At 69.6% G+C, this 26,209-nt stretch carries 29 protein-coding genes; 7 read left to right on the top strand and 22 right to left on the bottom strand.

Annotated elements, in window-relative coordinates:
* Position 1 precedes the first annotated feature (1 nt).
* A complete protein-coding gene (gene rpsB, locus FHR72_RS07305) occupies positions 2-817 on the bottom strand; it encodes a 30S ribosomal protein S2 (protein ID WP_183467289.1) in 816 nt (271 codons plus the stop codon).
* Between the two features lie 325 nt (positions 818-1,142).
* Between rpsB and FHR72_RS07300 the strand changes: the two genes are divergently transcribed.
* Entirely contained in the window at positions 1,143-1,631 is a 489-nt protein-coding gene (locus FHR72_RS07300; protein WP_183467288.1) for a M23 family metallopeptidase, read from the top strand.
* A 25-nt stretch (positions 1,632-1,656) separates the two neighbouring features.
* Here FHR72_RS07300 and FHR72_RS07295 read toward each other — a convergent pair whose 3' ends face one another.
* The 6 genes from FHR72_RS07295 to FHR72_RS07270 all read right to left on the bottom strand — a co-directional run bounded on the left by FHR72_RS07295 (position 1,657) and on the right by FHR72_RS07270 (position 7,744).
* Positions 1,657-2,559, bottom strand: coding sequence for a tyrosine recombinase XerC (locus FHR72_RS07295; RefSeq protein WP_183467828.1), 903 nt, complete (start codon positions 2,557-2,559; stop codon positions 1,657-1,659).
* Positions 2,560-2,627: 68 nt separating this feature from the next.
* Positions 2,628-3,788: a lactate 2-monooxygenase gene (locus FHR72_RS07290; protein WP_183467287.1), complete on the bottom strand. Its 1,161-nt coding sequence runs from the start codon at positions 3,786-3,788 to the stop codon at positions 2,628-2,630.
* Between the two features lie 36 nt (positions 3,789-3,824).
* Positions 3,825-4,670: a siderophore-interacting protein gene (locus FHR72_RS07285; RefSeq protein WP_183467286.1), complete on the bottom strand. Its 846-nt coding sequence runs from the start codon at positions 4,668-4,670 to the stop codon at positions 3,825-3,827.
* A 67-nt stretch (positions 4,671-4,737) separates the two neighbouring features.
* On the bottom strand, positions 4,738-5,865 hold the full coding sequence (gene dprA, locus FHR72_RS07280; protein WP_183467285.1) for a DNA-processing protein DprA: 1,128 nt from the start codon (positions 5,863-5,865) through the stop codon (positions 4,738-4,740).
* The gene (locus FHR72_RS07275) at positions 5,865-7,373 is read right to left on the bottom strand and encodes a YifB family Mg chelatase-like AAA ATPase (protein ID WP_183467284.1); all 1,509 of its coding nucleotides are present in this window, start codon (positions 7,371-7,373) and stop codon (positions 5,865-5,867) included. Before FHR72_RS07275 ends, dprA begins: the two co-directional genes overlap by 1 nt.
* Complete coding sequence (locus FHR72_RS07270) at positions 7,373-7,744, bottom strand: YraN family protein (protein WP_183467283.1); 372 nt, start codon at positions 7,742-7,744, stop codon at positions 7,373-7,375. The genes FHR72_RS07275 and FHR72_RS07270 overlap by 1 nt, the downstream gene beginning before the upstream one ends.
* A gap of 139 nt (positions 7,745-7,883) precedes the next feature.
* Here FHR72_RS07270 and FHR72_RS07265 point away from each other — a divergent pair, with 139 nt between their 5' ends.
* Together FHR72_RS07265 and FHR72_RS07260 are read left to right on the top strand one after the other, a co-directional pair.
* Positions 7,884-8,723 (top strand): DUF1206 domain-containing protein, encoded by an 840-nt coding sequence (locus tag FHR72_RS07265; protein WP_183467282.1) that lies wholly within the window; start codon positions 7,884-7,886, stop codon positions 8,721-8,723.
* A 42-nt stretch (positions 8,724-8,765) separates the two neighbouring features.
* Positions 8,766-11,276: an AMP-binding protein gene (locus FHR72_RS07260; RefSeq protein WP_183467281.1), complete on the top strand. Its 2,511-nt coding sequence runs from the start codon at positions 8,766-8,768 to the stop codon at positions 11,274-11,276.
* Here the strand turns inward: FHR72_RS07260 and FHR72_RS07255 are convergent.
* From FHR72_RS07255 to rplS, 8 genes are read right to left on the bottom strand one after another with little or no spacing between them, the layout of a single operon-like run.
* The gene (locus tag FHR72_RS07255) at positions 11,236-12,054 is read right to left on the bottom strand and encodes an acyl-CoA thioesterase (RefSeq protein WP_183467280.1); all 819 of its coding nucleotides are present in this window, start codon (positions 12,052-12,054) and stop codon (positions 11,236-11,238) included. The genes FHR72_RS07260 and FHR72_RS07255 overlap by 41 nt on opposite strands.
* Entirely contained in the window at positions 12,051-13,259 is a 1,209-nt protein-coding gene (locus FHR72_RS07250) for a CoA transferase (RefSeq protein WP_183467279.1), read from the bottom strand. Before FHR72_RS07250 ends, FHR72_RS07255 begins: the two co-directional genes overlap by 4 nt.
* Before the next feature lie 40 nt (positions 13,260-13,299).
* The gene (locus FHR72_RS07245) at positions 13,300-13,962 is read right to left on the bottom strand and encodes a hypothetical protein (RefSeq protein ID WP_183467278.1); all 663 of its coding nucleotides are present in this window, start codon (positions 13,960-13,962) and stop codon (positions 13,300-13,302) included.
* Positions 13,959-14,732, bottom strand: coding sequence for an HAD-IIA family hydrolase (locus FHR72_RS07240; protein ID WP_183467277.1), 774 nt, complete (start codon positions 14,730-14,732; stop codon positions 13,959-13,961). The genes FHR72_RS07245 and FHR72_RS07240 overlap by 4 nt, the downstream gene beginning before the upstream one ends.
* 29 nt (positions 14,733-14,761) lie before the next feature.
* The gene (locus tag FHR72_RS07235; protein WP_003928621.1) at positions 14,762-15,067 is read right to left on the bottom strand and encodes a DUF2469 domain-containing protein; all 306 of its coding nucleotides are present in this window, start codon (positions 15,065-15,067) and stop codon (positions 14,762-14,764) included.
* Positions 15,064-15,813 carry a ribonuclease HII gene (locus FHR72_RS07230; protein ID WP_183467276.1) on the bottom strand — a complete coding sequence of 250 codons (750 nt, stop codon included), beginning with the start codon at positions 15,811-15,813 and terminating at the stop codon, positions 15,064-15,066. Before FHR72_RS07230 ends, FHR72_RS07235 begins: the two co-directional genes overlap by 4 nt.
* 27 nt (positions 15,814-15,840) lie before the next feature.
* Positions 15,841-16,713, bottom strand: coding sequence for a signal peptidase I (gene lepB, locus FHR72_RS07225; RefSeq protein ID WP_183467275.1), 873 nt, complete (start codon positions 16,711-16,713; stop codon positions 15,841-15,843).
* 48 nt (positions 16,714-16,761) lie between these two features.
* Positions 16,762-17,103, bottom strand: coding sequence for a 50S ribosomal protein L19 (gene rplS, locus FHR72_RS07220; RefSeq protein ID WP_024447038.1), 342 nt, complete (start codon positions 17,101-17,103; stop codon positions 16,762-16,764).
* Positions 17,104-17,415: 312 nt separating this feature from the next.
* Here rplS and FHR72_RS07215 point away from each other — a divergent pair, with 312 nt between their 5' ends.
* The gene (locus tag FHR72_RS07215) at positions 17,416-18,354 is read left to right on the top strand and encodes a serine hydrolase (RefSeq protein ID WP_183467274.1); all 939 of its coding nucleotides are present in this window, start codon (positions 17,416-17,418) and stop codon (positions 18,352-18,354) included.
* Here FHR72_RS07215 and trmD read toward each other — a convergent pair.
* Genes trmD through rpsP form a run of 4 tightly spaced genes read right to left on the bottom strand, consistent with a single transcriptional unit; the run spans position 18,351 to position 20,298 of the window.
* Complete coding sequence (trmD, locus tag FHR72_RS07210) at positions 18,351-19,043, bottom strand: tRNA (guanosine(37)-N1)-methyltransferase TrmD (protein WP_183467273.1); 693 nt, start codon at positions 19,041-19,043, stop codon at positions 18,351-18,353. The genes FHR72_RS07215 and trmD overlap by 4 nt on opposite strands.
* Before the next feature lie 12 nt (positions 19,044-19,055).
* Positions 19,056-19,574, bottom strand: coding sequence for a ribosome maturation factor RimM (gene rimM / locus FHR72_RS07205; protein ID WP_183467272.1), 519 nt, complete (start codon positions 19,572-19,574; stop codon positions 19,056-19,058).
* A gap of 5 nt (positions 19,575-19,579) precedes the next feature.
* The gene (locus FHR72_RS07200) at positions 19,580-19,822 is read right to left on the bottom strand and encodes an RNA-binding protein (RefSeq protein WP_005148848.1); all 243 of its coding nucleotides are present in this window, start codon (positions 19,820-19,822) and stop codon (positions 19,580-19,582) included.
* Positions 19,819-20,298 (bottom strand): 30S ribosomal protein S16, encoded by a 480-nt coding sequence (gene rpsP, locus FHR72_RS07195; protein ID WP_183467271.1) that lies wholly within the window; start codon positions 20,296-20,298, stop codon positions 19,819-19,821. Before rpsP ends, FHR72_RS07200 begins: the two co-directional genes overlap by 4 nt.
* 226 nt (positions 20,299-20,524) lie before the next feature.
* Between rpsP and FHR72_RS07190 the strand changes: the two genes are divergently transcribed.
* Positions 20,525-21,016, top strand: coding sequence for a nuclear transport factor 2 family protein (locus tag FHR72_RS07190; protein ID WP_183467270.1), 492 nt, complete (start codon positions 20,525-20,527; stop codon positions 21,014-21,016).
* Positions 21,017-21,019: 3 nt separating this feature from the next.
* Here the strand turns inward: FHR72_RS07190 and FHR72_RS07185 are convergent, their stop codons facing one another.
* Positions 21,020-21,439, bottom strand: a complete 420-nt coding sequence (locus tag FHR72_RS07185; RefSeq protein WP_183467269.1) for a nuclear transport factor 2 family protein — start codon at positions 21,437-21,439, stop codon at positions 21,020-21,022.
* A 46-nt stretch (positions 21,440-21,485) separates the two neighbouring features.
* On the opposite strand from FHR72_RS07185, the gene FHR72_RS07180 reads away from it, so the two are divergent.
* Complete coding sequence (locus FHR72_RS07180; protein WP_183467268.1) at positions 21,486-22,379, top strand: D-alanyl-D-alanine carboxypeptidase family protein; 894 nt, start codon at positions 21,486-21,488, stop codon at positions 22,377-22,379.
* A gap of 165 nt (positions 22,380-22,544) precedes the next feature.
* On the top strand, positions 22,545-23,339 hold the full coding sequence (locus FHR72_RS07175; protein ID WP_221193246.1) for a D-alanyl-D-alanine carboxypeptidase: 795 nt from the start codon (positions 22,545-22,547) through the stop codon (positions 23,337-23,339).
* Positions 23,340-23,352: 13 nt separating this feature from the next.
* Here the strand turns inward: FHR72_RS07175 and FHR72_RS07170 are convergent, their stop codons facing one another.
* The gene (locus FHR72_RS07170; RefSeq protein ID WP_183467266.1) at positions 23,353-24,432 is read right to left on the bottom strand and encodes a metal-dependent hydrolase family protein; all 1,080 of its coding nucleotides are present in this window, start codon (positions 24,430-24,432) and stop codon (positions 23,353-23,355) included.
* Between the two features lie 33 nt (positions 24,433-24,465).
* Positions 24,466-26,037, bottom strand: coding sequence for a signal recognition particle protein (ffh, locus tag FHR72_RS07165; RefSeq protein ID WP_183467265.1), 1,572 nt, complete (start codon positions 26,035-26,037; stop codon positions 24,466-24,468).
* Positions 26,038-26,209: the final 172 nt, after the last annotated feature.

The raw sequence follows: 26,209 nt of genomic DNA, 5'->3' as shown, positions 1-26,209 counted from the left end.
GTTAGGAGGACTGTTCGGTGGGGGCGGCCTCGCCCGCCTCGGGTGCCGCCGTGGTGGCGCCCGCGAGCAGCTCCTGCTCCCACTCGGCGAGCGGTTCTGCGGTCTCGGTCTCCGACTTGGCTCCCGCACCGGCGCGGGCCTGCAGACCCTCGGCGACCGCGGAGGCGACCACCTTGGTCAGCAGCGCTGCCGAACGGATGGCGTCGTCATTGCCCGGAATCGGGTAGTCGACGAGGTCGGGATCGCAGTTGGTGTCCAGGATCGCGATGATCGGGATGTTCAACTTGCGGGCCTCGGCGACGGCGAGGTGCTCCTTGTTGGTGTCGACGACCCAGATCGCCGACGGCACCTTCTGCATGTCGCGGATACCGCCGAGGCTGCGCTCGAGCTTGTTCTTCTCGCGGGTCAGCATCAGGATTTCCTTCTTGGTGCGACCCTCGAAACCGCCGGTCTGCTCCATGGCCTCAAGTTCCTTGAGGCGCTGCAGACGCTTGTGGACGGTGGAGAAGTTGGTGAGCATGCCGCCCAGCCAGCGCTGGTTCACATACGGCATTCCGACGCGAGTCGACTCCGCGGCGATGGACTCCTGCGCCTGCTTCTTGGTGCCCACGAACATGATGGTCCCGCCGTGAGCGACGGTCTCCTTCACGAATTCGTAGGCCTTGTCGATGTAGGTCAGCGTCTGCTGCAGATCGATGATGTAGATGCCGTTGCGGTCGGTGAAGATGAACCGCTTCATCTTGGGATTCCATCGACGGGTCTGATGCCCGAAGTGCGTGCCGCTGTCCAGCAGCTGCTTCATGGTTACGACAGCCATAGTGATGTAGCCGGCCTTCTGTGTTGTCGGTTGTCGTCCGGCATCGGGTGAGCCGGACCCTGGCGACTGCTCGATGCCGGACCCGCCTGGGTGAGAACCCGGTGGCGGGACCGCCCGGCATGCAGGTGACGCGACCCTCAAGAGAGTGACTCCAGTGGGCCCCGTGCCGCAGACGCGCGAAGTCAGCCCGCAGAAGCGAGCTGCGGATAGCAGTTTACACGCTGGATCGGGTGCTTTTTACCAGCGCGACCTGTGCATTCACACCATCCCCAGCCGCGCGATCAGGCCCTTCCAGTCGGTGCGGACCTCGGTTGGACTTAAGCTCATGCGGTCACTCCTCGCGTGGGTCGGTCTGTTCGCGGTGCTGTGCGCGGCCCCCGCGGCAGCCGACGGCGAGCGCCTGCAGTGGCCGCTACGGCCCCGGCCCGCAGTGCTGCGTCTGTTCGACGCACCGTCGCCGAACTGGCAGCGCGGGCACCGCGGCGTGGACCTGGCCGGGGCCGACGGGCAACCGGTGTACGCCGCGGGCGACGGCACCGTCGTGTTCGCCGGCGAGCTGGCGGGGCGCTCACTGGTGTCGGTCGAACACCCCGGCGGGCTGCGCACCACCTACGAGCCGGTCCGCCCGTCGATACGCCGCGGGCAGCTGGTGGCCGCCGGCAGCCCGATCGGGGTGCTGCTGGCCGGCCACGCCGGCTGCCCGGGGGTCTGCCTGCACTGGGGTGCGATGTGGGGACCGGCGTCGCGGGCCGACTACGTCGATCCCCTGGGGCTGGTGGCGACGACGCCGGTGCGGCTCAAACCGGTGCGGTGAGCGCGGCCGACGATGGCTGCCCGGGTTACGCGCGTGGATGCGCCTGGTCGTGCACGGCACGCAGCCGGGCCACGCTGACGTGGGTGTAGAGCTGGGTGGTCGCGAGCGACGAATGACCGAGCAGTTCCTGCACGACGCGCAGGTCTGCGCCACCTTCGAGCAGATGCGTCGCGGCGCTGTGGCGCAACCCGTGCGGGCCGATGTCCGGCGCCCCGGTGACCGCCGACATCGTCTGATGGACGACGGTGCGGGCCTGCCGCGGGTCGAGCCGGCCGCCGCGGGCGCCGAGCAGCAGCGCCGCGCCGGAGGCCGCCGTGACCAGTTCGGGGCGGCCGTCGGACAACCACGCCGCCAGCGCCGCGTGTGCCGGTTCGCCGTAGGGCACCGTGCGCTGCTTGTTGCCCTTGCCGAGCACGCGCAGCACGCGGCGGGGCCCGTCCACGTCGTCGATGTCCAGGCCGCACAGTTCGCTGACCCGGATCCCGGTGGCGTAGAGCATCTCGACGATCAGGCGGTCGCGCAGTGCGAGCGGGTCCCCCTCCTGCGCACCGCTTTTCGCCGCATCCATGGCGTCGAAGGCCTGGTCCTGACGGAGGACGGCGGGCAGGGTGCGGCGGGCTTTGGGCACCTGCAGCCTGACCGCCGGATCGTCGGCCATCAGGCCGCGCCGCAGCGCCCAGGCGGTGAAGGTCTTGACCGCCGAGGTTCGGCGCGCCAGCGTCGACCGGGCTGCTCCGGCGGCGGCCTGGGATGCCAGCCAGGACCGCAGGACCGGCAGCGTCAGCCCCGAGAGGCCGGCGCCGGGATTTCGCGCCTCGGAGAACTCGAGCAGCGACCGCAGATCGCCGAGGTAGGCGCGGCGGGTGTGCTCGGAGCGGCCGCGCTCCAGGGCCAGGTACTGGTCGAAGTCCTCGAGCCGGCACCCGATGTCCGGGTCGTTGCGCTCCTGGCCGGCGGTCTGCACCTCTCTACCGTCGCAGAGAGCGACGCCGGGTCTCAGAGGACGCGCCGCAGCGTATCCGGAGTGAGATCGGCCAGCGTCGGATAGCCGTCGACGGCCATGATGAGGTCGGCCTCGGCGAGCAGCGACCGCAGCACGTGGACGAGCCCGTTCTCGCCGCCGATCGCCAGACCGTAGGCGTACGGCCGGCCGACACCGACCGCGGTGGCGCCCAGGGCCAGGGCCTTGACGATGTCGGCCCCGCTGCGGACGCCCGAGTCGAACAGCACCGGCAGGCCGTCGGCGGCGTCGACCACCCCGGGCAGGCAGTCGATGGCCGGCAGCCCCCCGTTGGCCTGCCTGCCGCCGTGGGTGGAGCAGTAGATCCCGTCGACGCCACCGTCCTTGGCGCGCCGGACGTCCTCGGGGTGGCAGATGCCCTTGAGCACCAGCGGCAGATCGGTCAGCGACCGCAGCCACGGAAGATCGTCCCAGGTGAGGGGGTTGCCGAACAGCTGCGTCCACTGCAGGACCGCGCCCTGCGGGTTCTCCTCGGGAGGCTGAGGCAGCAGACCGCGGAACACCGGGTCGCTGGTGTAGTTGGACAGGCAGCGGCCGCGAAGCTGCGGGAAGTTGGACGTCGCCAGGTCGCGGGGCCGCCAGCCGGGGATCCAGGTGTCGAGCGTGACGATGATGGCCTTGTAGCCGGCCGCCTCCGCGCGGTGCACGAAGCTGGCGGCCAGATCCCGGTCGGTCGGTGTGTACAGCTGGAAGAACCCCGGAGTGTCACCGAACTCGGCGGCGATGTCCTCCATGGGGTCTTCGGTGAGGGTGGAGACGGTCATCGGCACGCCGGTGCGGGCTGCCGCACGCGCCGCCTCCAGGTCGCCGTGGCCACTCTGCGAGCAGATGCCGACGACGCCGATCGGAGCCATAAAGATCGGCGAGGGCAGCGTGTGGCCGAACAGCTCCACCGTCAGGTCGCGTTCCTTGGCGCCGACCATCATTCGCGGCATCAGGCCCCAGCGGTCGAAGGCGGTGCGGTTGACGCGCTGAGTCTGCTCGTCTCCGGCGCCGCCGACCACGTAGGACCACACCGACGGCGTCATCGCCGCCTGCGCCTTGGCCTCCCAGCCCGCGTAGTCCATCGGGATCTCGGGCATGATGCCGCCGAGGCCCTGCAGGTAGATCTCCAGCTGGTAATTGCCGAACGTCATGGCTTCAGCCTGCCATCGACGTCGGCGGTTTCCGCGCTATTGGGTTTCCGCCGCGGCGAGTTCGCGCTTCCACTCGCGGAACGTCTCCTCGGTGCGGCCGCGCCGCCAATAGCCCGAGATCGATGACGCCCACTTGGCGTCGACCCCGCGCTCCTTGCGGATGTACGGCCGCAGATTGTGCATGACGGCCTGGGCTTCACCGTGGATGAAGACCTGCACCTGGCCCGGCAGCCACGCCGCCCCCTTGACCGCGTCGATCAACGGCGCGTGGTCACCTGCGGTGTCTTCATTGACGAGATCGGCGCGTCCGCCGCGATAGATCCATGCCACGTCGACGCCGGCCGGGGCCTTCATCTCGACCTCGTCCTCGGGACCCGCCACCTCGATGAACACCTGGCCGACCGCGTCGTCGGGCAGCGCCTCCAGTGCGGTGCTGATCGCAGGCACCGCCGACTCGTCCCCGGCGAACAGATACCAGTCGGCCTGCGGGTCGGGCGAGTACGCGCCGCTCGGACCCATCACGAACAGGCGCCGGCCCGGCTCGGCGGACGCCGCCCACGGGCCCGCCACGCCGTGCTCGCCATGGACCACGAAGTCGATGGTGATCTCGCGCCGCTGCGGGTCGGCCTCGCGGACCGTGTACGTGCGCACCGTGGGCCGCTGGTGGGCCGGAAGGGCGTTGAAACTGTCCAGCGTCAGGGGCTGCGCGAGGGTGCCGACGTCGAGGTCGTCGGCGACGAACACGAGCTTCACGTAGGAGTCGGTGTGCTCGCTGGGCGTGAACGTGTCGAAACCCTTGCCGCCGAGCACAACTCGGACCACATGCGGCGTCAGCTGTTCTGTACGCACCACCTCGAAGGTGTGCACGGGACGTCCTGCCACTACTTCTGCCTCCCAATGCCTCGCTCTTCCCCGCCGACTATACGAGCGGCCGTCACCGCGCAGGGAGCTAGCGTTTGGCCACCTTCCAGCAGCCGTCCTCCTGGGCGGCAAGCCCCCGCACATCGAGCATGGTCAGCGGCCCGAGCACCTCCGTGGCCGGCACGCCCGCAGTGACGGCGATCTCGTCGAGGGTGCGCACACCTCGCCGCGGCAACGCCTCGTAGATCACCAGCTCCTCCTCGCTGAGGCCGTCCAGCGCGTCGACAGGGCGCTCCAGCTCGGGGGCGAGCTCGCCGACACGGCCCACCACCTCGATGATGTCCGCAGCGCGGGCGACGAGCGTGGCCCGCCCCTCGCGGATCAGTGCGTGGCAGCCGATGGACGCCGACGAGGTCACCGGACCGGGTACCGCGCAGACGGTGCGACCCAGCGCGCCGGCCCAGCCGGCGGTGTTGGCCGCACCGCTGCGCACCCCGGCCTCGACGACGACCGTCGCCCTGCCGAGCGCGGCCACCAACCGGTTGCGCGTCAGGAACTGTCTGCGCGTCGGTCGCGCGCCCGGCGGATATTCCGTGACCAGCAGACCGTGCTTGCCCACGCGGTGCAGCAGCGCGGAATGGCCTGCGGGATACGGGACGTCGAGACCGGTGGCGAGCACGGCCACCGTCTCGCCCTCGCAGGCCAGCGCCGCGCGGTGGGCGGCGCCGTCGATGCCGTAGGCACCGCCGGAGACCACAGCCACCTGGTGCTCGGCCAAACCGGCGGTCAGATCGGCGGTGATGTATTCGCCGTAGGACGTCGCCGCGCGGGTGCCGACGACTGCCGCGCTGCGCTCGGGGATCTCGCTCAAGGCCAACGGGCCCAGCACCCAGAGCACCACGGGCGGCAATCCCTGGGGCCGCTTGACGCGATCCACGGTATGAAAGGCGCTGAAGGCGAGGTAGGGCCATTCGGCGTCGTCGGCGGTGAGCAGACGGCCACCCATCCGGTCGAGGGTTTCGAGATCCTGAGCAGAACAATCCACATCGACGCGCGCCTCGGTGGCTCTTCGCAGCTTGTCGTCCACCGCCCGGCGGCGGATCCGTTCCGCGGCGGCCACGGCGCCCTCGGCGGCGACCAACTCGGCGAGGTGGGCATTGGGCGGCTCGGCGACCCGGGACAGATACGCCCAGGCGCGACGGGTGATCTCGTCCATCACAGGCTCCTCCCCTGCCGGAAGCTCATCGCGATGGCCACGTCGTCCTTGTTCGGTGCCGTGCGGCCGGCGAGGTCGCACAGCGTCCACGCGACCCGTACGGTGCGATCCATCCCGCGGATACTCAGGGCGCCCCGGTCCACGGCCGTGCGCAGGGGCTTCATCGCGTCGTTGCCGAGCCGGAACCGACGCCGCAGGAGGGCGCCGCTGACGTCGGCGTTGGTACTGATGCCGTGCGGCCGCCAGCGCTCGGCAGCTGCCTGCCGCGCCGCCCACACCCGTTGTCGCACCTGCGCGCTCGATTCGCCCTCCTCATCGGTGAACGTCCCGCCCTTCGACGCGTGCATCTCGACGCGCAAATCCACCCGGTCGACCAGGGGCCCCGACAGTTTCGTGCGGTAGCGGCGTTTCTCGGCCACCCCGCACTGGCAGTCCCGCGGATCGGGCGGCGCGCACGGACACAGGTTCGCCGCCAGCACGAGCTGTATCCGGCACAGGTACCTGGCCACGCCGTCGCGCCGGGCCAGACGGATCTCGCCGTCCTCGATGGGCGTTCGCAGCGCCTCCAGCACGTTGGTGTTGATCTCGGCGAATTCGTCCAGGAAGAGAACGCCACGGTGGGCCCTGCTGACCGCGCCGGGGCGTGCCACCCCCGAACCGCCGCCGACCAGTGCCGCCACGCTGGAGGTGTGGTGGGGCGCGACGAAGGGCGGCCGGGTGATCAGCGGCGCATCGCCGGTCAACAGGCCGGCGACCGAATGGATGGCGGTGACCTCCAGCGCTTCGGCATCCGACAGCGGCGGGAGCAGTCCCGGAAGCCGTTGCGCCAACATCGTTTTGCCGATCCCGGGCGGCCCTGTCATCAGCAGGTTGTGCGCACCGGCCGCCGCCACCTCCACGGCGAAACGCGCCTGCGACTGCCCGACGACCTCGGCGAGGTCGCCGGCCGGCTCGGGGGCAGATTGCGGATGCGCGACCCGCGCGCCCAGGTCGCCTTTGCCCGCCAGCCAGGCCTGAAGCTGGCCGAGGCTGCGCGCACCCCAGACCTCGATGCCCTCGACCAGGCTGGCCTCGGCCAGGTTGTCGATCGGCACCACCACCGTGGGCCACCCCTGATGTCGGGCCGCGAGCACCGCGGGGAGCACGCCCTTGACCGGCCGCACCCTGCCGTCGAGCGCGAGTTCGCCCAACAGAACCGTCTTTTCGAGCCGGGGCCACGACTTCTTGCGGTTCGCCGACAACACCGCGGCCGCCAGGGCGATGTCGTACACCGAACCCATCTTGGGCAGCGTGGCCGGCGAGAGCGCCAGGGTCAGCCGCGCCATCGGCCAGGTGAACCCGCAGTTCGTGATCGCCGCCCGGACCCGGTCGCGGGACTCCCGCAGCGCCGCGTCGGCCAGTCCGACCAGGTGCACACCGGGAAGGCCGGCGGTGATGTCTGCTTCGATCTCGACGATCGCACCCTCGACCCCGCAGACGGCCACCGAGAACGCCCGCCCCAGCGCCATCAGCCCACGCCTTCGATGTGGGTGATCTCCGGCGTCCGCCGCCGGCCCAGGCGCACCGTGACCACATCGATGCGCACCGAGGCCCAGCTGCCGCTCTGCGCGCTCAGCCACAGGCCGGCCAACCGTCGCAGGCGTCGCACCTTGGCCACGGTGACGGCCTGCGCGACGCCCCCGAACTGCTCGCCGGTGCGGGCCTTCACCTCCACGAAGATCACGGCCCGCCGAGCCTCGTCGGCCGCCACGATGTCCAGCTCTCCGTAGCGGCAGCGCCAGTTCCGGGTGAGCACCCGCAGCCCGAGTCCCTGGAGATACTCCACCGCCAGTTGCTCCCCCAGCGCCCCGATCTCGGCGCGGCTCTCTGTTCCGGTCATGCCGCCACCCTGCGGTGAGTCGCCGACACCACCCGCGATCCATCCCCAGATCCGAATTCATCCCCAGGCGCGCGCCCTTTCGGTTTCGGCGCCGTCAAATCCGGGGTACACGCCATCAACTGCCGACCAGGAGGACACGATGGCGATCGGAACCACAGGCGGATCAGTGCACCGCTCCGTGCACGGGGCCGCCGACCGCGCGACCGACAGCAACGCCTTCGAGAAGCTGGCACGTATCGGGTTCGCGGCCAGTGGGGTGCTGCATCTGCTGGTCGGCTACATCATCGCCCGGCTGGCGTTCGCCGGCGGCGGAGGCAACGCCGACCAGTCCGGCGCCCTGGCCACCATGGCCAGCCAGACGGGCGGGGCGATCATGCTGTGGGTGGCCGCGGCCGGGCTCGCAGCGCTGGGGTTGTGGTACCTCGCCGAGGCGATCATCGGGGCCAAACCCAAAGAGCGTTCCCAGGGCAAGGACGAGCCGGCGTGGAAGCGCCTCAAGCCCCTGGCGCTGGCCATCGTCAACTTCGCGATCGCATTCTCGGCGGCGCGCTATGCGATGGGCAGCGGTCAGAACAACGCCCAGCAGAACGCAGGCATGTCCGGTCAGCTGATGCAATCGGGTTGGGGCAAGGCTCTTCTCATCGCCATCGGTGTCGGCGTCGCCGCGGTCGGCGCGTATCACATCTACAAGGGGGCGTCGGAGAAGTTCCTCGACGAGCTGCAGGTCTCGGGCGGCAAGGGCATCACCGCGATCGGCATCATCGGTTACGTCGCCAAGGGCCTCGTGCTCGGAGGCGCGGGCGTGCTGGTCGTCTTCGCCACCTTGCAGGCCGACCCGGCGAAGGCCAGTGGGCTGGATGCGGCGGTGAAGACCCTGGGGCAGGCTCCGTTCGGCAAGTTCCTGCTGATCGCCGCCGCCGTCGGCATCGCCGCCTTCGGCGTGTACTCGTTCATCCGGAGTCGCTACAGCCGGATGTGAGCGCACGGCGGGGTCAGCCGGCGCTGACGGTATTCTCGCCGGATGGTCCCGCTGCTCGATCACCTGCGTGGCCACGGTGACCGGGTCGCGGTGCTCACCGACACCGAGCAGCTCACCTACTTCCAGCTGGCCGATCGGGTCGAGGCGTTCGCCGCCACCCTGAGCGCCCCCCGCAGCCTCGTGATGATCGAGGCTCGCAATGATCTCCACACCCTGGTCAGCTACCTCGGGGTGCTCGCCGGTGGCCACGTCGCGCTCCCCGTGCCGGCAGGCCGGGACCAGAGCAACACCCTCGCCACGTATCACCCGGACGTGGTCATCGACGGCGCGGGAGTCCGGACGGCGACCGGCGGTGGCGCCGGAAGCCGCCACCGGATGCACCCCGATCTCGCCCTGCTGATGTCCACCTCCGGCAGCACCGGTTCGCCCAAGCTCGTGCGGCTGTCCTACGGCAACCTGGCCGCGAACGCGCGCTCGATCGCCACGTATCTCGGCATCCACGACTCCGACCGCGCCGCGACGACGCTGCCGATGTCGTACTGCTACGGACTGTCGGTGATCCACAGCCATCTGCTAATGGGGGCGGCGGTGATCCTGAGCGACCTGTCGGTCTCCGACCACCGGTTCTGGGAGCTGTTCCGCCGCCATCGCGGCACCACCTTCGCCGGTGTGCCGTACACGTTCGAACTGCTTGAGCGCAGCGGCTTTCCGGCGATGGACCTGCCCGATCTGCGCTACCTCACCCAGGCGGGCGGCAAGATGCCCGAAGACCGGGTGAGCCGTTTCGCAACCCTCGGCGAGCGCCGCGGCTGGCAGCTGTTCGTGATGTACGGGGCCACCGAGGCGACCGCACGGATGGCCTACCTCCCACCCCATCTCGCCCGCACCCGCCCGTCGGCCATCGGCGTGCCGATCCCCGGCGGCTCCTTCACCATCGAGCCTCTCGACGAGTGGCCCGAGGACGGTGCGGGCGAGCTGGTGTACCGCGGTGACAACGTCATGATGGGCTACGCGCACTCCCCCGCCGACCTCGCCGACGGCGCGACGCTCGACGCGCTGCGCACCGGCGACATCGCCCGCCGGGGGGACGACGGACTCTACGAGGTGATCGGCCGCAGAAGCCGCTTCGTCAAGATGTACGGCCTCCGCATCGACCTCCACCAGTTGGAGACCACGCTGCGCACCCAAGGTGTGCCGGCACTGTGCACCGACCGCGGCGATCGTCTCGCGGTCATCGCCGCCGGCGACCACGACACCGACAGTGTGCGCCGCGCGGCGGCCTCGGCGGCGGGGGTGCCAGCGGGGGCGGTCGACGCCGTGACCGTGGCCGAACTGCCGACGCTGCCCTCGGGCAAGCCCGATTACCCGACGGCGCGCGTCCTGGCCGCCGGCGCCGCGGCGACCGGCCAGGATCCCGCCGACGTTCGCGCCGTGTTCTCCGACGTGCTGCAGCTCGACCCCGGAACCATCGACGACGACGCCAGTTTCGTCGAACTCGGCGGGAACTCGCTGACCTACGTGACGATGTCCCTGCGGCTGGAGAAGACCCTCGGCAGATTGCCCGCCGACTGGCAGCGAAAGTCCGTGCGCGAGCTGGCCGCCGTGAAGCCACCCGAGCCCCGGTGGTGGCAGTCCTGGGGTACCACCGTGGAATCGAGTGTGGCCCTGCGGGCGGCGGCGATCGTGCTGATCGTGGGCTCGCACGCCGATCTGTTCGAACTGTGGGGCGGCGCGCACATCCTGCTCGGCGTCGCCGGATACAACTTCGGGCGGTTCTGCCTGACACCGCTTGCGCGCACCGACAGAGCGCGGCACCTGCGTACCACCATCGCGTGGATCGCGGTGCCGTCCGTGCTGTGGATCGCGCTGGCGCTGATCTTCACCGACGACTATCACCCGACGAATCTGTTGCTGGTCAACAAGATTCTGGGTCCGCCCGACAGCATGACGGCGGGGCGGCTGTGGTTCGTCGAAGTGCTGGTGTGGACGCTGGTCGCCCTGGCCGCGGTGTTCTGGCTGCCCGCGATGGACCGGCTGGAGCGACGCCGGCCGTTCGTCCTGGCGATGGCGTTCCTGGCCGTCGGTATGGCGTTACGGTACGACGCGCTGGGGCTGGACCTGGGCCGCGATGCGTGGTTCACCATGCTGGCGTTCTGGTTCTTCGCCATCGGCTGGGCGGCATCGAAGGCCCGCACCCCGCTGCAGCGCGCGGCGGTGACCGCCGTGCTGATCGTCGGCCTGCACGGCTACTTCGACAGCACGCTGCGTGAACTCCTGGTGCTCGCCGGTCTGGCACTGCTGATCTGGCTGCCCGCGGTGCGCTGCCCGACCGGCGTCGCGGTGGTGGCCGGGATCATCGCAGAGGCATCACTGTTCATCTACCTCACGCACTACCAGGTGTATCCGTTGTTCGGCACCCATCACCTCGCCGGCGTCGTCTCGTCCCTTGCCGTCGGGATCGCGGTCACCGCGGCGGTGAATCTGGTGCGACAGTGGTTGCGGACCCGCAGGCTCAACCCACCGGATCCGGCGCAGGCTCCCGCTCTGCGATGAGCCCTTCCTGCACCAGCGTCGCCGACACGACGCCGTCCTGCCCGATCAGACTCGCCGACACCACACCACGTCCCCGGGCGGCCGCGGGCGATCGGCACTCGAGCAGGTTCCACCGGTCGGCCTGTATCCGCCGGTGGAACCAGATCGACGAATCGGTGGTGCCGCTGCGGTGCGTCCTGGACCGCATGGAGTGCCCGTGGGCCCGCAGCGCGGGGTCGATCAGGTACACGTCGGTGACGTAGGCGGCGATCAGCGTGTGCAGCAGCGGATCGTCCGGAAGCACCGTCGAGGCCCGCCACCACAGCCGCCGGACGAAGTGCTCACCGGCGCCGTCGTCGACGAGCCGAAGATCGAGCTCATCGAGCGGCATGGACGGTGCCGGCCCGGCAGGCCCGGTTCGCGGCAGCGACTCCGGATCCTCCGGAAGGTCACGGTGGCCGTGCTCGGGGCCCGGCAGCGGCGCGGCGAACGACACTGTGGCCGTGGTCAACAGGCGCCCGTCCTGGTCCGCGTCGACCCGACGCGAGGCCGCGGTCCTGCCGTCGTAGACGCGTGCGACGCGATAGTCGACCGGGTCGCCGGCCTCCCCGCCGCGCAGGAACTGAAGGTGCATCGCCGTCGGCGTCTTGACGGTGTCGACGGTCCGGGCTGCCGCGGCGAGGCTCTGCGCGACCAACTGGCCGCCGTAGGCACGTTTTCCCGCCGGGCCGCTGGCGGTTCCGCGCCAGACGTCGGCACCGGCCTCGGCCACGTCGAGCAGGTCCAGGAGCCGGCTCACGCGACGGTGCCCGACTCGCGCAGGCCCGTGACCTCGTCGGCTGGCAGCGACAACCAGTCGGCCAGCACCGCGTCGGTGTCGTCGCCCAGGGCGGGTGCGGACACCGCCGGCGGATAGCTGCCGTCGATGGACACCGGAAGGCCCGCCGCCAGATACCGGCCCACCCGGGGCTGATCGAGAGGCGTGAACAGTGGGTTGTCGGTGACCCGGCGGTCGGCGGCCGTCTCGCCGAACGTCTGATAGCGCTCCCACAACACCGAGGTCGAAGACAGCGCGGCGCAGATCTCGGCACCGGTGTGCCCGGAGAACCACTGTGCGTACAACGCGCTCAGCGCGTCCCGGTGCCGGTAGCGCTCGCCCTCGTCGGAGAAATCGGCGCCCAGCGAATCAGCCAGCAGCGCAACGGCTTCAGTGGTCCCGGTGAGGTCGTTCAGATCGCGGAAGTGCCGGCCGGTGAGGGCGACCACCATGAAGGACACACCGTCGCTGCTGGTGAAGTTCTGCCCGTACGTTCCGTAGACCGCGTTGCCGATACGGCGGCGCGAGGTGCCGTTGACCATGGCCTCGGTCAGCAGGCTGAGGTTGCCCGCGGTGGCGAGGGCGACGTTCTCCAGCGGGATGCTGATCCGCTGTCCCTGGCCGGTCGCATCGCGGTGCCGCAACGCGGTGACCACCGACAGGGCCGCGTAGAGCCCGCAGGAGACGTCCCAGGCCGGCAGGACGTGGTTCACCGGCGGGCTCAGCTCGGACGGCCCGGTGACGAGGGGGAACCCGATGGCCGCATTGACGGTGTAGTCGACCGCGGTGCCGCCGTCGGCGCGCCCGGACACCTCGACGTGAATGAGATCAGGCCGCCCGGGGCGCAGCGCATCGTACGAGTGCCATTGCCGCCCGGCCACATTCGTGATGAACACGCCGGTCTCGGTGATGAGGCGCGCGACGAGCGCCTGTCCCTCGGCGGCACGCATGTCGACCGCCAGCGAGCGCTTGCCCTTGTTCAGCCCCGCCCAGTAGATGCTGTCCCCCGACTCGGTGAGCGGCCAGCGGCGGTAGTCGGCGGCGCCGCCGACCGGGTCCACGCGCAGCACCTCGGCGCCAAGCTGCGCGAGCGTCATGCCCGCCAACGGCACCGCGACGAAGCTGGAGATCTCGACCACCCGCACTCCGGCCAGCGGCCGCGCCGGGTCAGGCGCTGGTTCGGTCATCCGCTCAAGCTAGCAAGCGGGGCACCGCCCGCTCGATGCCTCACCCCTCGACGATCACTGCGCTGCCGTCACGCCCGGTGAGCAGCACACCGCGGTCGCCGTCGACGATCAGTCCGCGCAACTGCGTGGAACGTGGTGTGGCACCGTCGAAGACCTCGGTGGTGACCTCGTCGGCCAGGACGGTCCGGCCGCCCTCGGTCCATCGATAGCTGCACCGGGTTTCGGTCTGCCCCTGGCCGAGGTCCGTCGCAACGACCTCCATCTCGACACCGTGGGGTCTGGTCAGGCCCAGGGCAGCGAGCACGGCATCAGGGCCGCTGCCCCGCAGCGACACGCGGCGCGTGGTCTCGGGCCGTACGGAGCAGTCACCGCCGTCGGCGAAGCGGACGAGACGCCACCCGTCATCGGCGCCGCGGAAGACGAGCCGCTCCCCGCCGGGGTGCAGTTCGGCGACGAGGATCTCGTGGTCCACGGACAGGACGCGTGCGGACACCACGCCCTTGAGCCGGGAGGCCCTGCGCCGCAACGCCTCTTCGTGCCACGGGCGAACCCGGCTGTCGAGTCGGCCGTCGAGGAGGGAAGAGACGGCCGCCCCGACGGCATTGCGGATCACACGGCGGTGGCAGCGCTGTGTCGGTGCGCCGGCATCGCCGATGCTGCGCAGAGAACGGTCGGCGGCCGCGGCCACCTCGACCGGGATCATATGAGTTCGATGGCCTCGGCGATCGACGGCAGTACCCGGCTGGGGCGGAACGGAAATCGCTCGACGTCCTCGATCGTGGTCGATCCGGTCAGGACCAGGATCGTTTCCAGGCCGGCTTCGATGCCGGCGACGACGTCGGTGTCCATCCGGTCGCCGACCATGACGGTGTTCTCGGAGTGCGCCTCGATGCGGTTGAGCGCGCTACGGAACATCATCGGGTTCGGTTTGCCCACGAAATAGGGCTCCCGCCCCGTCGCTTTCGTGACCATCGCCGCCACGGACCCCGTCGCCGGCAGCGGCCCCTCGGCCGACGGGCCGGTCACGTCGGGGTTGGTGGCGATAAACCGCGCACCGCCGAGGATCAGGCGGACCGCCTTCGTGATCGCCTCGAAGGAGTACGTCCGGGTCTCGCCGAGCACCACGAAATCCGGCTCCACGTCGGTCATCGTGTACCCGGCTTCGTGCAGCGCGGTGGTCAGCCCCGCCTCGCCGATCACGTAGGCCGACCCGCCCGGAAGCTGGTCGGCCAGGAATGTCGCAGTCGCGAGCGCGGACGTCCAGATGGCGCTCTCCGGCACGATCAGACCCGAGCGGGCGAGCCGCGCCGCGAGGTCGCGCGGCGTGAAGATCGAGTTGTTCGTCAGCACCAGGAACGGCCGTTCCCGGTCGGTCAGCGTCTGCAGGAACTCCGCCGCGCCGGGCAGCGCATGTTCCTCGCGGACGAGCACGCCGTCCATGTCGGTCAGCCAGCACTGCGGTGTGGTGCGCACTCCCCCAGTGTGTCAGCGGCAGCAAGCCCCTATTCGGGCAGCCGGAGCTCGGGCTTCTCGACCTCTTCGATGTTGACGTCCTTGAACGTGATCACCCGGACCTGCTTGACGAAGCGTGCGGGCCGGTACATGTCCCACACCCACGCGTCGCCCAGCCGCAGTTCGAAGTAGACCTCACCGTCGGCGTTGCGGGGCACCATCTCGACGCTGTTGGCCAGGTAGAAGCGCCGCTCCGTCTCCACGACGTAGCTGAACTGCCCGACGATGTCCTTGTACTCCCGGTACAGCGAGAGCTCCATCTCGGTTTCGTACTTCTCGAGATCCTCGGCACTCATCGGCTCAACTGTCCTTCACGTAGATCGCCGGCGACCGGCATGTCCACGAGCATCTTCTCGCACCCGTGTTCCCCATGCTCCCCGGGTTCCCCCTCCACGACCAATCTGCGCACATTGATGAAGGAGAACCGGTGCTGGCGCGAGGGGCCCAGCCGCGCCAGCGCGGCGCTGTGCGCCCGTGTGCTGTAGCCCTTGTGTTCGGCGAACCCGTAGCCGGGGTGTTCGTTCTCCATCGCCACCATCAGACGATCGCGACTGACCTTGGCCAGCACGCTCGCCGCCGCGATGCACGCAGCCGCCGCGTCCCCGCCGACCACCGGCAGCGACGGCATCGGCAGGCCCGGGACCCGGAACCCGTCGGAGAGCACGTACCCGGGACGCACCGGCAGGCCCGCCACCGCACGGCGCATGCCCTCGATGTTGGCGACGTGGACCCCGCGGCGGTCGACCTCCACCGAGGGGATGAACACCACGTGGAATGCCAGGGCATACCGGCGGATCAGCGGGAACAGCCGCTCCCGTTCGCTCTCGTTCAGCTTCTTCGAATCATCAAGGGCGGCCAGGCTTTCCAGGCGGTTGGGGCCGAGCACGCACGCAGCGACGACGAGCGGTCCCGCGCAGGCGCCCCGGCCGACCTCGTCGACCCCGGCGACCGGTCCGAGACCGGCGCGGTACAGGGCGGATTCCAGGGTGCGCAGGCCCGATGATCTCCGGATGACCGCGCGCGGTGGCCAAGCAGTCGGCAAGTGTCAGTGCCCCTTCCACGCCACCGGTCAGTCCTGCGGGTTCACCGAGTTCACGCCGCCCCACCGACCCGGCGGCCAGGCGATGAACTGGGCCTTACCGATGACATTGTCCACGGGGATGGTGCCGGCCGTCGGATCGCCCGTGCACAGCAGACCCTTCTGCGCGTCGGCGGGCTCATTCGTGCAGTGGGTGCGGGAATCCGCCGAGTGCGTGCGGTTGTCACCCATCACCCAGAGCCGCCCCTCCGGCACCGTCACCGGGCCGAATTCGTTGCCCAGGCACGGGTAGACCGCAGGATCGGCCATCATCGTGTCAGGGTCGAGGTAGGGCTCGTCGAGTTTCTTGCCGTCCACGGTCAGCCCCGTGTCGACGCGGCACTGGACCGTCTGCCCGCCGGTGGCGATGATCCGCTTGACCAGATCGTTCTCGTCGGGGGGCACGAAACCCACGACCGACAGCGCGTTCTGGATCCACCGCACGGCGGTGTTGTCCGAACGGATGGACTTGTAGCCGATGCTCCAGTTCGGCGGACCCTTGAAGACGACGACGTCGCCGGGCCCCGGCGATCCGAAGCGGTAGGACAACTTGTCGACCATGATGCGGTCACCGACGCAGCCGTTGCAGCCGTGCAGCGTGGGCTCCATCGATTCCGACGGAATCAGGTAAGGCCTCGCGATGAACGTCAGCATCACGTAGTAGAGCACCAGCGCGATGCTGATCAGGATCGCCGCTTCGCGCAGCGCTCCCCGCTTCTTCTTGCCGGGCTCGTCGTCGGCGTCACCGGAGTCGGAGTCACCGGAGTCGGAGTCACCGGAGTCTCGGCGCCGGTGCTCGACTGACGATTCGTCGGACTGGTCGGTGGGGCCCGACGGCCCTGCAGGCTCAGAAGGCAACGTCACGAGATCAGACTAGCCAGCGCGCGCCGCGACCGGCGCGACCACACAGGGTCAGCGCTTCTCTTTGATCTTGGCCTTCTTGCCGCGGAGCTCGCGCAGGTAGTACAGCTTGGCCCGGCGCACGTCACCGCGGGTGACGATGTCGATGTGGTCGATGTTGGGCGAATGCACCGGGAAGGTGCGCTCGACGCCCACGCCGTAGCTCTCCTTGCGCACCGTGAACGTTTCGCGGACGCCGCCGCCCTGGCGACGGATGACGACGCCCTTGAAGACCTGAATGCGCTCCTTGGAGCCCTCGATGACCTTCACGTGAACGTTGACGGTGTCGCCGGGGCCGAAGGCCGGGACATCGTCGCGCAACGACGTCTGGTCGACGAAATCCAGCGTGTTCATCGGTGGCACTTCCTTGCTTGTCGCGGCCTTGCGGCGTCATGGTGACGCGCACTGGGCCGATGTGTTCGGGCGCTTGGGCGAGTCGTGCGGCTGATACCGGGATGTGTCTCCCGACCGTGCACAGACAACTGCCCAATTGTGCCAGACGGAGGGTGGATCCCCGAAATCCGCCGCAGCGGTGGGCCGGATACTTGCTTCGGCAAGGAGCGGGCCGGGTACACACGCGTTACTCTGGTCTCACTGAGCACGCGCGCTGCGCTGCCGGATTCTGGGGGAACACGAGCGTCGACCCACACTTTACGGAGGAGACCGATGCAGCAGCCGACGAGGCTGTTCACCAAGTCCCTGGCCCTGAGTGCCACCGTCTCTCTCCTCGCCGGGTGCACCGCGACCGGCAGTAGCGCACCGCCGGTCTCCCCCGGCCCGCACCTCACGGTCGTCGCACCGTTGGGCGCGATGGCACCGCTGCCCGAGGCCCCGCCGGAGCAGCCCGTCGCCACGTTCACCGGTCTGGCCGAACGGGAACGCGCCGCCACCTCGCAGGCCGCCTCGGCGGGCGCCGACATCACCGCGGCGGTGTTGGACCGCAACACCGGAGAGTTGGTCACCAACGGCAACGGCATGACGATCGCCATCGCGTCGGTGGTCAAGCTGTTCATCGCCGACGACCTCCTGCTCCAGGTGGCCCAGGGCCGCACCACGCTGTCGCCGGAGGACCGCAAGTCCCTCGACGTGATGCTGCGCGCCTCCGACGACAGTGCGGCCGAGGTGTTCTGGAACCGCAGCGGCGGCACCGCGATCATCGATCGTGTCGTGAAGCGCTACGGGCTCACCCAGACGCGCAAGCCCGGCAACGGTCGCTGGTTCAACACCATCAGCACCGCCACCGATCTCGTGCGCTACTACGACATGCTGCTGTCCGGCGCCGGCGGCCTGCCGCGCGAGCAGGTCGACGTCATGATGTCCAGCCTCGCCGCCTCCACCCCGACCGCACCCGACGGCATGGTTCCCGGTGGGATCTACCCGCAGCGGTTCGGCATTCCGGAGGGCCTGTTCGCCGAGCCGGTCGCGGTCAAGCAGGGCTGGATGTGCTGCGTGGGCTCCGACTGGATGCATCTATCGACCGGCGTGGTCGGCTCCGACCGCCGCTTCGTGATGGTGGTCGGGTCGATGCAGGCCGCCAGCGACGACTCGGCCCGCAAGACCATCACCGATGCGGTGAAGACGATGTTCCCGGCGGGCAGGATCTAGTCGTCTGCCAGCAGGTCGGGCCGCCGTTCACGGGTCCGTTGCAGCCCCTGCTCGCGTCGCCACGCCGCGATGCGGGCGTGGTCGCCGGAGAGCAGGACGTCCGGCACGTCGAACCCACGCCAGCTGGCCGGCCGCGTGTAACTCGGCCCCTCCAGCAGTCCGCCGACGAGTTCGGAATGTGAATCGTCCTGATGGGACGCGGGATTGCCGAGGACGTCGGGAAGCAGCCGTACGACGGCCTCGATCATCACGACCGCGGCGGACTCCCCGCCGGGCAGCACGTAGTCTCCGATGGAGACCTCCTCGACGCGCATCCGGGTCGAGGCATCGTCGACGACCCGCTGGTCGATGCCTTCGTACCGGCCGCATGCGAACACCAGGTGCTTCTCCCCCGACCACCGCTGCGCCGCAGCCTGGTCGAAGAGGCGCCCCGCCGGGGTCGGCACGACGAGAAGTGTCTCCGGCGAACAGATGTCGTCGAGCGCGGGACCCCACACCGGGGCCTTCATCACCATTCCGGGTCCGCCACCGTAGGGCGAATCGTCCACCGAGCGGTGCACGTCGTGGGTCCAGTCCCGCAGATCGTGAACGGCCAGATCCACGATGCCGGCGTCGATCGCCCTGCCCGGCAACGATTGTCGCAACACCTCGAGGAACGCGGGAAAGATCGTGACCACGTCAATCTTCACGGCTGCGCGTCCTCAGAGTTCGAGCAGGCCGTCGGGGGGGTCGATCTCGATGGCACCGTCGGCCAGCGACACCGACACCACGATCGCCGACACGAACGGGACGAGCACCTCGGCCCCGTCCGGATTGCGAACGGCCAGCAATTCGCCTGCGGTCGTGTGCAACACCTCGGCGACGGTGCCGACCTCATGTCCGGACGTGGTGGTGACGGTCATGCCTTCGAGCTGATGGTCGTAGAACTCGTCGGGGTCTTCGATCGGCGGCAGTACCGCAGAGTCGACGAGGAAGAGTGTGCCGCGCAGCGCATCGGCGGCCGTGCGATCGCCGACCCCCTCCAGGCGGATCAGCAGTCGACCACCGTGCGCGCGCACCGATTCGATGAGGTAATCGCGTTCGGCGCCACCCCGGTTCGACCGACCGCGCAGGGTGACACCCGGCGCGAACCGGCCCTCCGGATCGTCGGTGCGGACATCGACGGCCAGTTCGCCGGTGACGCCGTGCGCTTTGACGACGCGCCCGACAACCAGGTCCATAGCCGCTACTGGTCGGTGTCCACCACGTCGACGCGGATGCCGCGTCCACCGATGCCGGCCACCAAGGTCCGCAGCGCGGTCGCCGTGCGGCCCCCGCGCCCGATCACCTTGCCCAGATCCTCGGGGTGGACGTGCACCTCGACGGTGCGGCCGCGACGGTTGGTCACCATGTCGACACGGACATCGTCAGGGTTATCGACGATGCCGCGCACCAGGTGCTCGACGGCGTCGACGACGACCGAGCTCATTCGGCAGCGGGGGCGTCGGACGTGGCGGCTGCCTCGGCCTCGGCGGGAGCCTCGGCCGATTCGGCGGGCTGCTCGTCCTTCTTGGCCGGGGCCTTCTTCTTCTTCGGCGTGGTGGCCTCGGTGGAAGGTCCGCCGTCGGCTTCTGCCAGCGCCGCGTTGAACAGGTCGAGCTTGCTGGGCTTGGGCTCCTTGACCTTGAGCGTGCCCTCTTCGCCGGGCAGGCCCTTGAACTTCTGCCAGTCACCGGTGATCTTCAGCAGCTGCAGAACCGGTTCGGTGGGCTGGGCGCCGACGCCGAGCCAGTACTGCGCGCGCTCCGAGTCGATCTCGATGAGGCTCGGCTCTTCCTTCGGGTGGTAACGACCGATGACCTCGATGGAGCGGCCGTCGCGACGGGTGCGCGAATCGGCGACTGCAATGCGGTACTGGGGGTTGCGGATCTTCCCGAGACGGGTGAGCTTGATCTTGACAGCCATGATTGAGCGGTTTCTCCTGTGGTTGCCACGCTGCAATTCGGCGATCGCGGCGGGGTGCCGGATCCGGTTTTGCCTTACGTGTGTGACCGCGGCGCGGCGCATCTGATTCAGAAGCCGCACGCAGACAGCGGACCATTGTGCCAGACCTGCGCGCACCGGCGGAAATCGAACGAGGCACGCGCCCGGTGACCTTTACAAATTCGGCCCCCGGTGTCACCTTCTAGGCATGGACGACGCGGCTGCGCTGCTGGAGATCGAGGCCATCAAACAGGTGAAGGCACGGTACTGCCGGTACCTCGACACCAAGGACTGGACCTCCTGGCGCTCCCTGTTCGCCGAGGACTTCCGCAGTGACACCTCGCAGGCGGGCGGCAAGATCATCGTCGGGGCCGACGACTTCGTGGCGTTCACCCGCCGCAGTCTGCGCGACAACGCCACCGTGCATCAGGTGCACGCCCCGGAGATCGAGCTGACGTCGCCGACGACCGCGACCGGCGTGTGGGCACTCGAAGACGTGGTGCGCCTGGCGCCGGGGATCAACCTGCGCGGATACGGCCACTACCGGGAGTCCTACGCCAAGGTCGACGGGCGGTGGCTGATCACCGCTTCGACGCTGACCCGGCTCCGGGAGGACATCTTCAACGTCGCCGTCTCGCTCTACCTGTCGCCGCGCATCAAGCGGGCCGCCGGGCGTCTTGCGCGCCGCGCGGTCGGCTGACCTTCAGACCAGCTTGTCGAAACACTTCTCCTCGACGCGCTTGCTCATCCGCCACCCTTCGTCGGTCCGGACGAACTCGTCGATGTACCAGATGCCGACGAAATAGATCTGCCCGTTGTCCCCGCCCATCACCATCGGGTTGAAGCAGATCGCCCGTGAGGTCGCGGTGTCGCCGCTGAGGCGAACGTCGATGTTGCCGACCATGTGGTAGTAGGCCGGGAAGTTCGGCAGGACCTCCTTGAGCCACGCCTTCACCTCGGGAAATCGGCCGTCGACGCCGCCGCTGACGCGGTAGTCGATGTAGGCGTCCGGCGTGAACACCGCGTCGAGGTCGTCGAAGCGCCGCCGGTCGATCGCGGTGGAGTAGTCGATCAGCAGTTGCTGGATCTCCAGGCGGTCGGAGATCTCCTCGATGCTCAGCATGGCTTCGATTGAACACGATCTGCCGCCCGGATTAGGCTCACCCGACATGACACGGCTTCTCGCCTGCCTGACCGCCGCGCTGTGCCTGCTCGCCGGGGTGGCCCCGGGGCAGACGCCCACCGCCTCGGCCGTCCCCTCGGCAGCCGTCCTCCAGCCCGCCGGCTCGCTGCCGTTGCCCGACGGGCCCGCCCAGGCATGGGTCCTCGCCGACATGGACACCGGCACCGTGCTGGCCGCGCGCGACGAGCACGGACGCTTCGCCCCGGCCAGCACCATCAAGATCCTGCTCGCGATGGTCGTCCTCGACGAGTTGGCGCTGGACGCGACGACGGTCGCCGACGAGGCCGATACGCGGGTCGAGTGCAACTGCGCGGGCGTCACGCCGGGGATGACGTATTCGACCCGGCAACTGCTGGAGGCCCTGCTGCTCGTGTCGGGCAACGATGCCGCGAACACGCTGGCCACGATGCTCGGCGGCCGCGACGCCGCGGTGGCCAAGATGAATGCCAAGGCAGCGGCCCTCGGGGCCACGGGGACCCGTGCGGGGTCGCCGTCGGGTATCGACGGCCCCGGCATCGACATCTGGTCCACGCCACACGATCTGGCTGTGCTGTTCCGCTCGGCCATGGCGTACCCGGTCTTCGCGCAGATCACCGCGCAGCCGACCGCCGTGTTCCCGACCCGCAACGGCGACACGGTGCTCGTGAACCAGGACGAGCTGCTGCACCGGTACCCCGGCGCGTTCGGCGGCAAGACCGGCTACACCGACCTGGCCCGGAAGACCTTCGTCGCCGGCGCATCGCGCAACGGCAGACATCTCGTGGTGGCGCTGATGTACGGCCTGGTCAAGGAAGGCGGGCCGACGTATTGGGACCAGGCTGCCGCGCTGCTGGACTGGGGTTTCGCGCTCGGCCCGAATCCCGGGGTGAGCCGGCTCTGACGGCGCCGCGGCACCGTCGGGGCCGCTGAGGTCGCCTCGGCGAGGACGAACACGCCGAAATCGGTCGAAGTCGATACCCGAGGGAGACCGGGTCGAGTCCTGCCGCGACTAGCGTCGCCCTTCGTGCGAAGACGACTCGCGGGGCTGGCGCTCGCCCTCAGCGTGATGCTGCCCGCCGCGTCGATGTCGCTGGCCGCTGCGGGATCCGCCCAGCCGGCCGCGCAACCCGCTGCCGCGCAACCACTTCCGGACGGACCGGCCAAGGCGTGGCTGGTCGCCGATCTCGACACCGGCCGTGTCCTGGCCAGCCGCGACCCCTACGGCACCTACGCCCCCGCCAGCACCATCAAGGTGCTCCTCGCGATGACCGTCCTCGACCACCTGCGCCCGGACAACTTCGCCAGGGCCAACGAATCGCACACGCAGGTCGAATGCTCGTGTGTCGGACTGAAACCCGGTCAGGCCTACACCACGGCGCAGCTGGTCGCGGCGATCCTGATGGTGTCGGGCAACGATGCGGCGAACATGCTCGCCGACATGCTGGGCGGCCAGCGGGTCGCGGTCGCGGCCATGAACCGCAAGGCGGCGATGGTCGGCGCCCGCAGCACGAAGGCCTCGTCACCGTCCGGCCTGGACGGGCCAGGGTGGGAATCGGTCACCACACCCCACGATCTCGCGGTCATCATGCGCGCCGCACTCCGATATCCGCTGATCGCCCAGATCATGAGGTCCCCGACCGCGCAGTTCCCCGGCAAGACGCTGCAGAACCAGAACGAACTGCTGAGCCGCTATCCCGGTGACCTCGCCGGCAAGACAGGGTTCACCAATCTGGCCCGCAAGACCTATGTCGGTGCGGCGCAGCGCGGTGACCGTCGCCTGGTCGTCGTGCAGATGTACGGCAGTGGGGACCTGTACGGACAGGCGATCAGCCTGCTGGACTACGGGTTCAGCCAGCCGTGAACGGATCACGCCGCTAGTAGACGACCCCGCGCAGCATGACGACCGTGGGGTCGGCGAGCACACCGGCCCCCGCCCTGGGATCTTCGGCGTAGCACACCAGATCCGCCGACGCCCCGTGGGCGAAACCCGGGCGCCGCAACCACTCCCGCGCATCCCAGCATGCCGCGCCGAGCGCCTCGGTCGGCGTCATGCCGATGCCCTTGAGCGCGTCCACCTCGTCGGCGATGCGACCGTGCGCCACCGCGCTGCCCGCATCGGTCCCGGCGAAGATCGGCACGCCCGCCTCGTGCGCAGCGCCGATCCTCTCCGCACACGTTTCGTACAGCGCCCGCATGTGCTTCTGGTAGGCCGGGAAGCGGTGCGCCTGCTCGGCGATGTCCGGGAAGTTCTCGATGTTGATCAGCGTGGGCACCAGAGCGGTGCCGTACTCGACCATCAGATCGATGGTGTCGGCGGTGAGGCCGGTGCCGTGCTCGATGCAGTCGATGCCGGCGGTGATCAGACCGGGCAGCGCCTCCTCGCTGAACACGTGCGCGGTGACGCGGGCCCCGTTGGCGTGCGCGGCGTCGATCGCGGCGTCGAGCACGTCGTCGGACCACAGCGGCGCCAGATCACCGGTCTCGCGGTCGATCCAGTCCCCCACCAGCTTGACCCAGCCGTCACCCCAGCGTGCCTGCGCGGCGACCGCCTCGGGAAGCTGCCACGGGTCGTCGAGTTCGGCCGCGAAGCCCCGCTGATACCGCTTCGGGCGGGCCAGGTGGCGGCCGGCGCGGATGATGCGCGGCAGGTCCGGCCGGTCGTCGAAGGCACGGGTGTCGGTGGGCGATCCGGCGTCGCGCAGCAGCAGCGCGCCGGCGCCTCGTTCCGTCTCGGCCTGCGCGACCGCCTCGTCCAGCTCGATCGGGCCCTGGGGTCCGAGCCCGACGTGGCAGTGCGCATCGACCAGACCGGGCAGAATCCAGCCGCGGTCCGAATCGGCCCCGAACACCGTCTCGGCGCCGGCGACCGGTTCGGCGCTCAGCCTCCCGTCGACCACCCACCATTCGACGGGCTCACCGTCGGGCAGGCCGCGGCCGCGAACGTGCAGCCTCACGTCACCGTCTGCTCTTCGCGCCGGCGCTCATCGCTAGTTCTTCGGGAACTTGAGCTTCGACAGATCGATGTCGGCGAGGCCGGGCGGCAGCTCGTCGAGGCCCTTCGGCATGTTCGACAGATCCGGGAAGCCGGGCGGCATCCCGGGCATCCCCGCACCGAGCGGATTACGGGCCTTCGGCGGTGTCGGCCCGCGGCCACCCTTCTTCTTCCCGGCCTGCTTGTTCTTGCCCTTGGCGGCTTTACGGGTGTTCTTGCGGCCGAACGGCATTCCCATCTGGCCGGCCATCTGAGACATCATCTTGCGCGCCTCGAAGAAGCGGTCGACGAGCTGGTTGACCTCGGCGACCGTGACCCCGGATCCGTTTGCGATGCGCAACCGGCGCGACGCGTTGATGATCTTCGGGTCTTCGCGTTCCTTCGGGGTCATGCCGCGGATGATGGCCTGCACACGGTCGAGCTGCTTGTCGTCGACGGCGGCGAGCGCGTCCTTCATCTGGCCCGCGCCGGGCAGCATGCCCAGCAGGTTGCCGATGGGCCCCATCTTGCGGATCGCCAGCATCTGCTCGAGGAAGTCTTCGAGCGTGAGCTCGCCGCTGCCGATCTTGGCCGCGGTGGCCTCGGCCTGCTGGGCGTCGAAGACCTGCTCGGCCTGCTCGATCAGGGTCAGCACGTCGCCCATGCCGAGGATCCGGCTGGCCATCCGGTCGGGATGGAAGACGTCGAAGTCCTCGAGCTTCTCGCCGGCCGAGGCGAACAGGATCGGTACCCCGGTGACCTCGCGCACCGACAGCGCGGCGCCGCCGCGGGCGTCGCCGTCGAGCTTGGTCAGCACGACACCGGTGAACCCGACCCCCTCGCGGAACGCGTCGGCGGTGGTGACGGCGTCCTGACCGATCATCGCGTCGAGGACGAACAGCACCTCGTCGGGATCGACGGCGTCGCGGATCGCGGCGGCCTGCGCCATCAGCTCCTGGTCGATGCCGAGGCGTCCCGCGGTGTCGACGATGACCACGTCGTAGTGCTTCGCCCGGGCCTCGGCCAGACCGCCCGCGGCCACCGACACCGGATCGCCCGTGGCCATCTGCTCGATGGTCGCGCCGCTCGGCGAGACGCCGGGGTGCGGTGCGAACACGTGCACACCGGCGCGTTCGCCGACGATCTGCAGCTGGTTGACCGCGCCCGGGCGCTGCAGGTCACACGCGACGAGCAGCGGGGTGTGGCCCTGGGCCTTGAGCCACCGCGCGAGCTTGCCGGCCAGCGTGGTCTTACCCGAACCCTGCAGACCCGCCAGCATGATGACCGTCGGTGGGTTGCGCGCGAAGGCCAGCTGGCGCGTCTCGCCGCCGAGGATCCCGATGAGCTCCTCGTTGACGATCTTGACGACCTGCTGGGCCGGGTTGAGCGCCGCGGAGACCTCGACGCCCTTGGCACGGTCCTTGATGCGGGAGATGAACGCGCGGACGACGGGCAGCGAGACGTCGGCCTCGAGCAACGCCAGTCGGATCTCACGGGCGGTGGCATCGATGTCGGCATCGGTCAGCCGACCCTTGCCCCGCAGGCCCGAGAGAGCACCGGTCAACCGGTCGGACAGGGATTCAAACACGAGGCCAAGCCTATCGCGGACGGCCCGGCCACCCTCGACAGCGCTGCGCGGCGGGCGATACGGGATCTCCCGGGTGGCTAGCTGTACTGCCCAGGCAGGTTGGTTGAGGAAGTGTGACGACTCGCGGTAGCGGTCGTTGATGGTGAAGGTCTCCCGTCGTGGAGTGGAGCTG

Source organism: Mycolicibacterium iranicum, from assembly GCF_014190915.1.
Taxonomy (GTDB): domain Bacteria; phylum Actinomycetota; class Actinomycetes; order Mycobacteriales; family Mycobacteriaceae; genus Mycobacterium; species Mycobacterium iranicum_B.
The sequence above is the reverse complement of the archived record's forward strand: the minus strand, read 5'-3'. Positions and strand labels throughout refer to the sequence as shown.

What these genes read in the sequence shown, in the direction of transcription:
- rpsP (WP_183467271.1), bottom strand. Translation starts at nt 20,298, where the DNA reads ATGGCTGTCAAGATCAAGCTCACCCGTCTCGGGAAGATCCGCAACCCC.
- dprA (WP_183467285.1), bottom strand. Translation starts at nt 5,865, where the DNA reads ATGGACGAGATCACCCGTCGCGCCTGGGCGTATCTGTCCCGGGTCGCC.
- rplS (WP_024447038.1), bottom strand. Translation starts at nt 17,103, where the DNA reads ATGAACACGCTGGATTTCGTCGACCAGACGTCGTTGCGCGACGATGTC.
- FHR72_RS07260 (WP_183467281.1), top strand. Translation starts at nt 8,766, where the DNA reads ATGGTCCCGCTGCTCGATCACCTGCGTGGCCACGGTGACCGGGTCGCG.
- FHR72_RS07250 (WP_183467279.1), bottom strand. Translation starts at nt 13,259, where the DNA reads ATGACCGAACCAGCGCCTGACCCGGCGCGGCCGCTGGCCGGAGTGCGG.
- rpsB (WP_183467289.1), bottom strand. Translation starts at nt 817, where the DNA reads ATGGCTGTCGTAACCATGAAGCAGCTGCTGGACAGCGGCACGCACTTC.
- FHR72_RS07190 (WP_183467270.1), top strand. Translation starts at nt 20,525, where the DNA reads ATGGACGACGCGGCTGCGCTGCTGGAGATCGAGGCCATCAAACAGGTG.
- FHR72_RS07275 (WP_183467284.1), bottom strand. Translation starts at nt 7,373, where the DNA reads ATGGCGCTGGGGCGGGCGTTCTCGGTGGCCGTCTGCGGGGTCGAGGGT.
- FHR72_RS07185 (WP_183467269.1), bottom strand. Translation starts at nt 21,439, where the DNA reads ATGCTGAGCATCGAGGAGATCTCCGACCGCCTGGAGATCCAGCAACTG.
- FHR72_RS07200 (WP_005148848.1), bottom strand. Translation starts at nt 19,822, where the DNA reads ATGAGCTCGGTCGTCGTCGACGCCGTCGAGCACCTGGTGCGCGGCATC.
- FHR72_RS07245 (WP_183467278.1), bottom strand. Translation starts at nt 13,962, where the DNA reads ATGATCCCGGTCGAGGTGGCCGCGGCCGCCGACCGTTCTCTGCGCAGC.
- FHR72_RS07235 (WP_003928621.1), bottom strand. Translation starts at nt 15,067, where the DNA reads ATGAGTGCCGAGGATCTCGAGAAGTACGAAACCGAGATGGAGCTCTCG.
- FHR72_RS07270 (WP_183467283.1), bottom strand. Translation starts at nt 7,744, where the DNA reads ATGACCGGAACAGAGAGCCGCGCCGAGATCGGGGCGCTGGGGGAGCAA.
- FHR72_RS07290 (WP_183467287.1), bottom strand. Translation starts at nt 3,788, where the DNA reads ATGACGTTCGGCAATTACCAGCTGGAGATCTACCTGCAGGGCCTCGGC.
- FHR72_RS07180 (WP_183467268.1), top strand. Translation starts at nt 21,486, where the DNA reads ATGACACGGCTTCTCGCCTGCCTGACCGCCGCGCTGTGCCTGCTCGCC.
- FHR72_RS07265 (WP_183467282.1), top strand. Translation starts at nt 7,884, where the DNA reads ATGGCGATCGGAACCACAGGCGGATCAGTGCACCGCTCCGTGCACGGG.
- FHR72_RS07300 (WP_183467288.1), top strand. Translation starts at nt 1,143, where the DNA reads ATGCGGTCACTCCTCGCGTGGGTCGGTCTGTTCGCGGTGCTGTGCGCG.
- FHR72_RS07175 (WP_221193246.1), top strand. Translation starts at nt 22,545, where the DNA reads ATGCTGCCCGCCGCGTCGATGTCGCTGGCCGCTGCGGGATCCGCCCAG.
- rimM (WP_183467272.1), bottom strand. Translation starts at nt 19,574, where the DNA reads ATGGACCTGGTTGTCGGGCGCGTCGTCAAAGCGCACGGCGTCACCGGC.
- FHR72_RS07215 (WP_183467274.1), top strand. Translation starts at nt 17,416, where the DNA reads ATGCAGCAGCCGACGAGGCTGTTCACCAAGTCCCTGGCCCTGAGTGCC.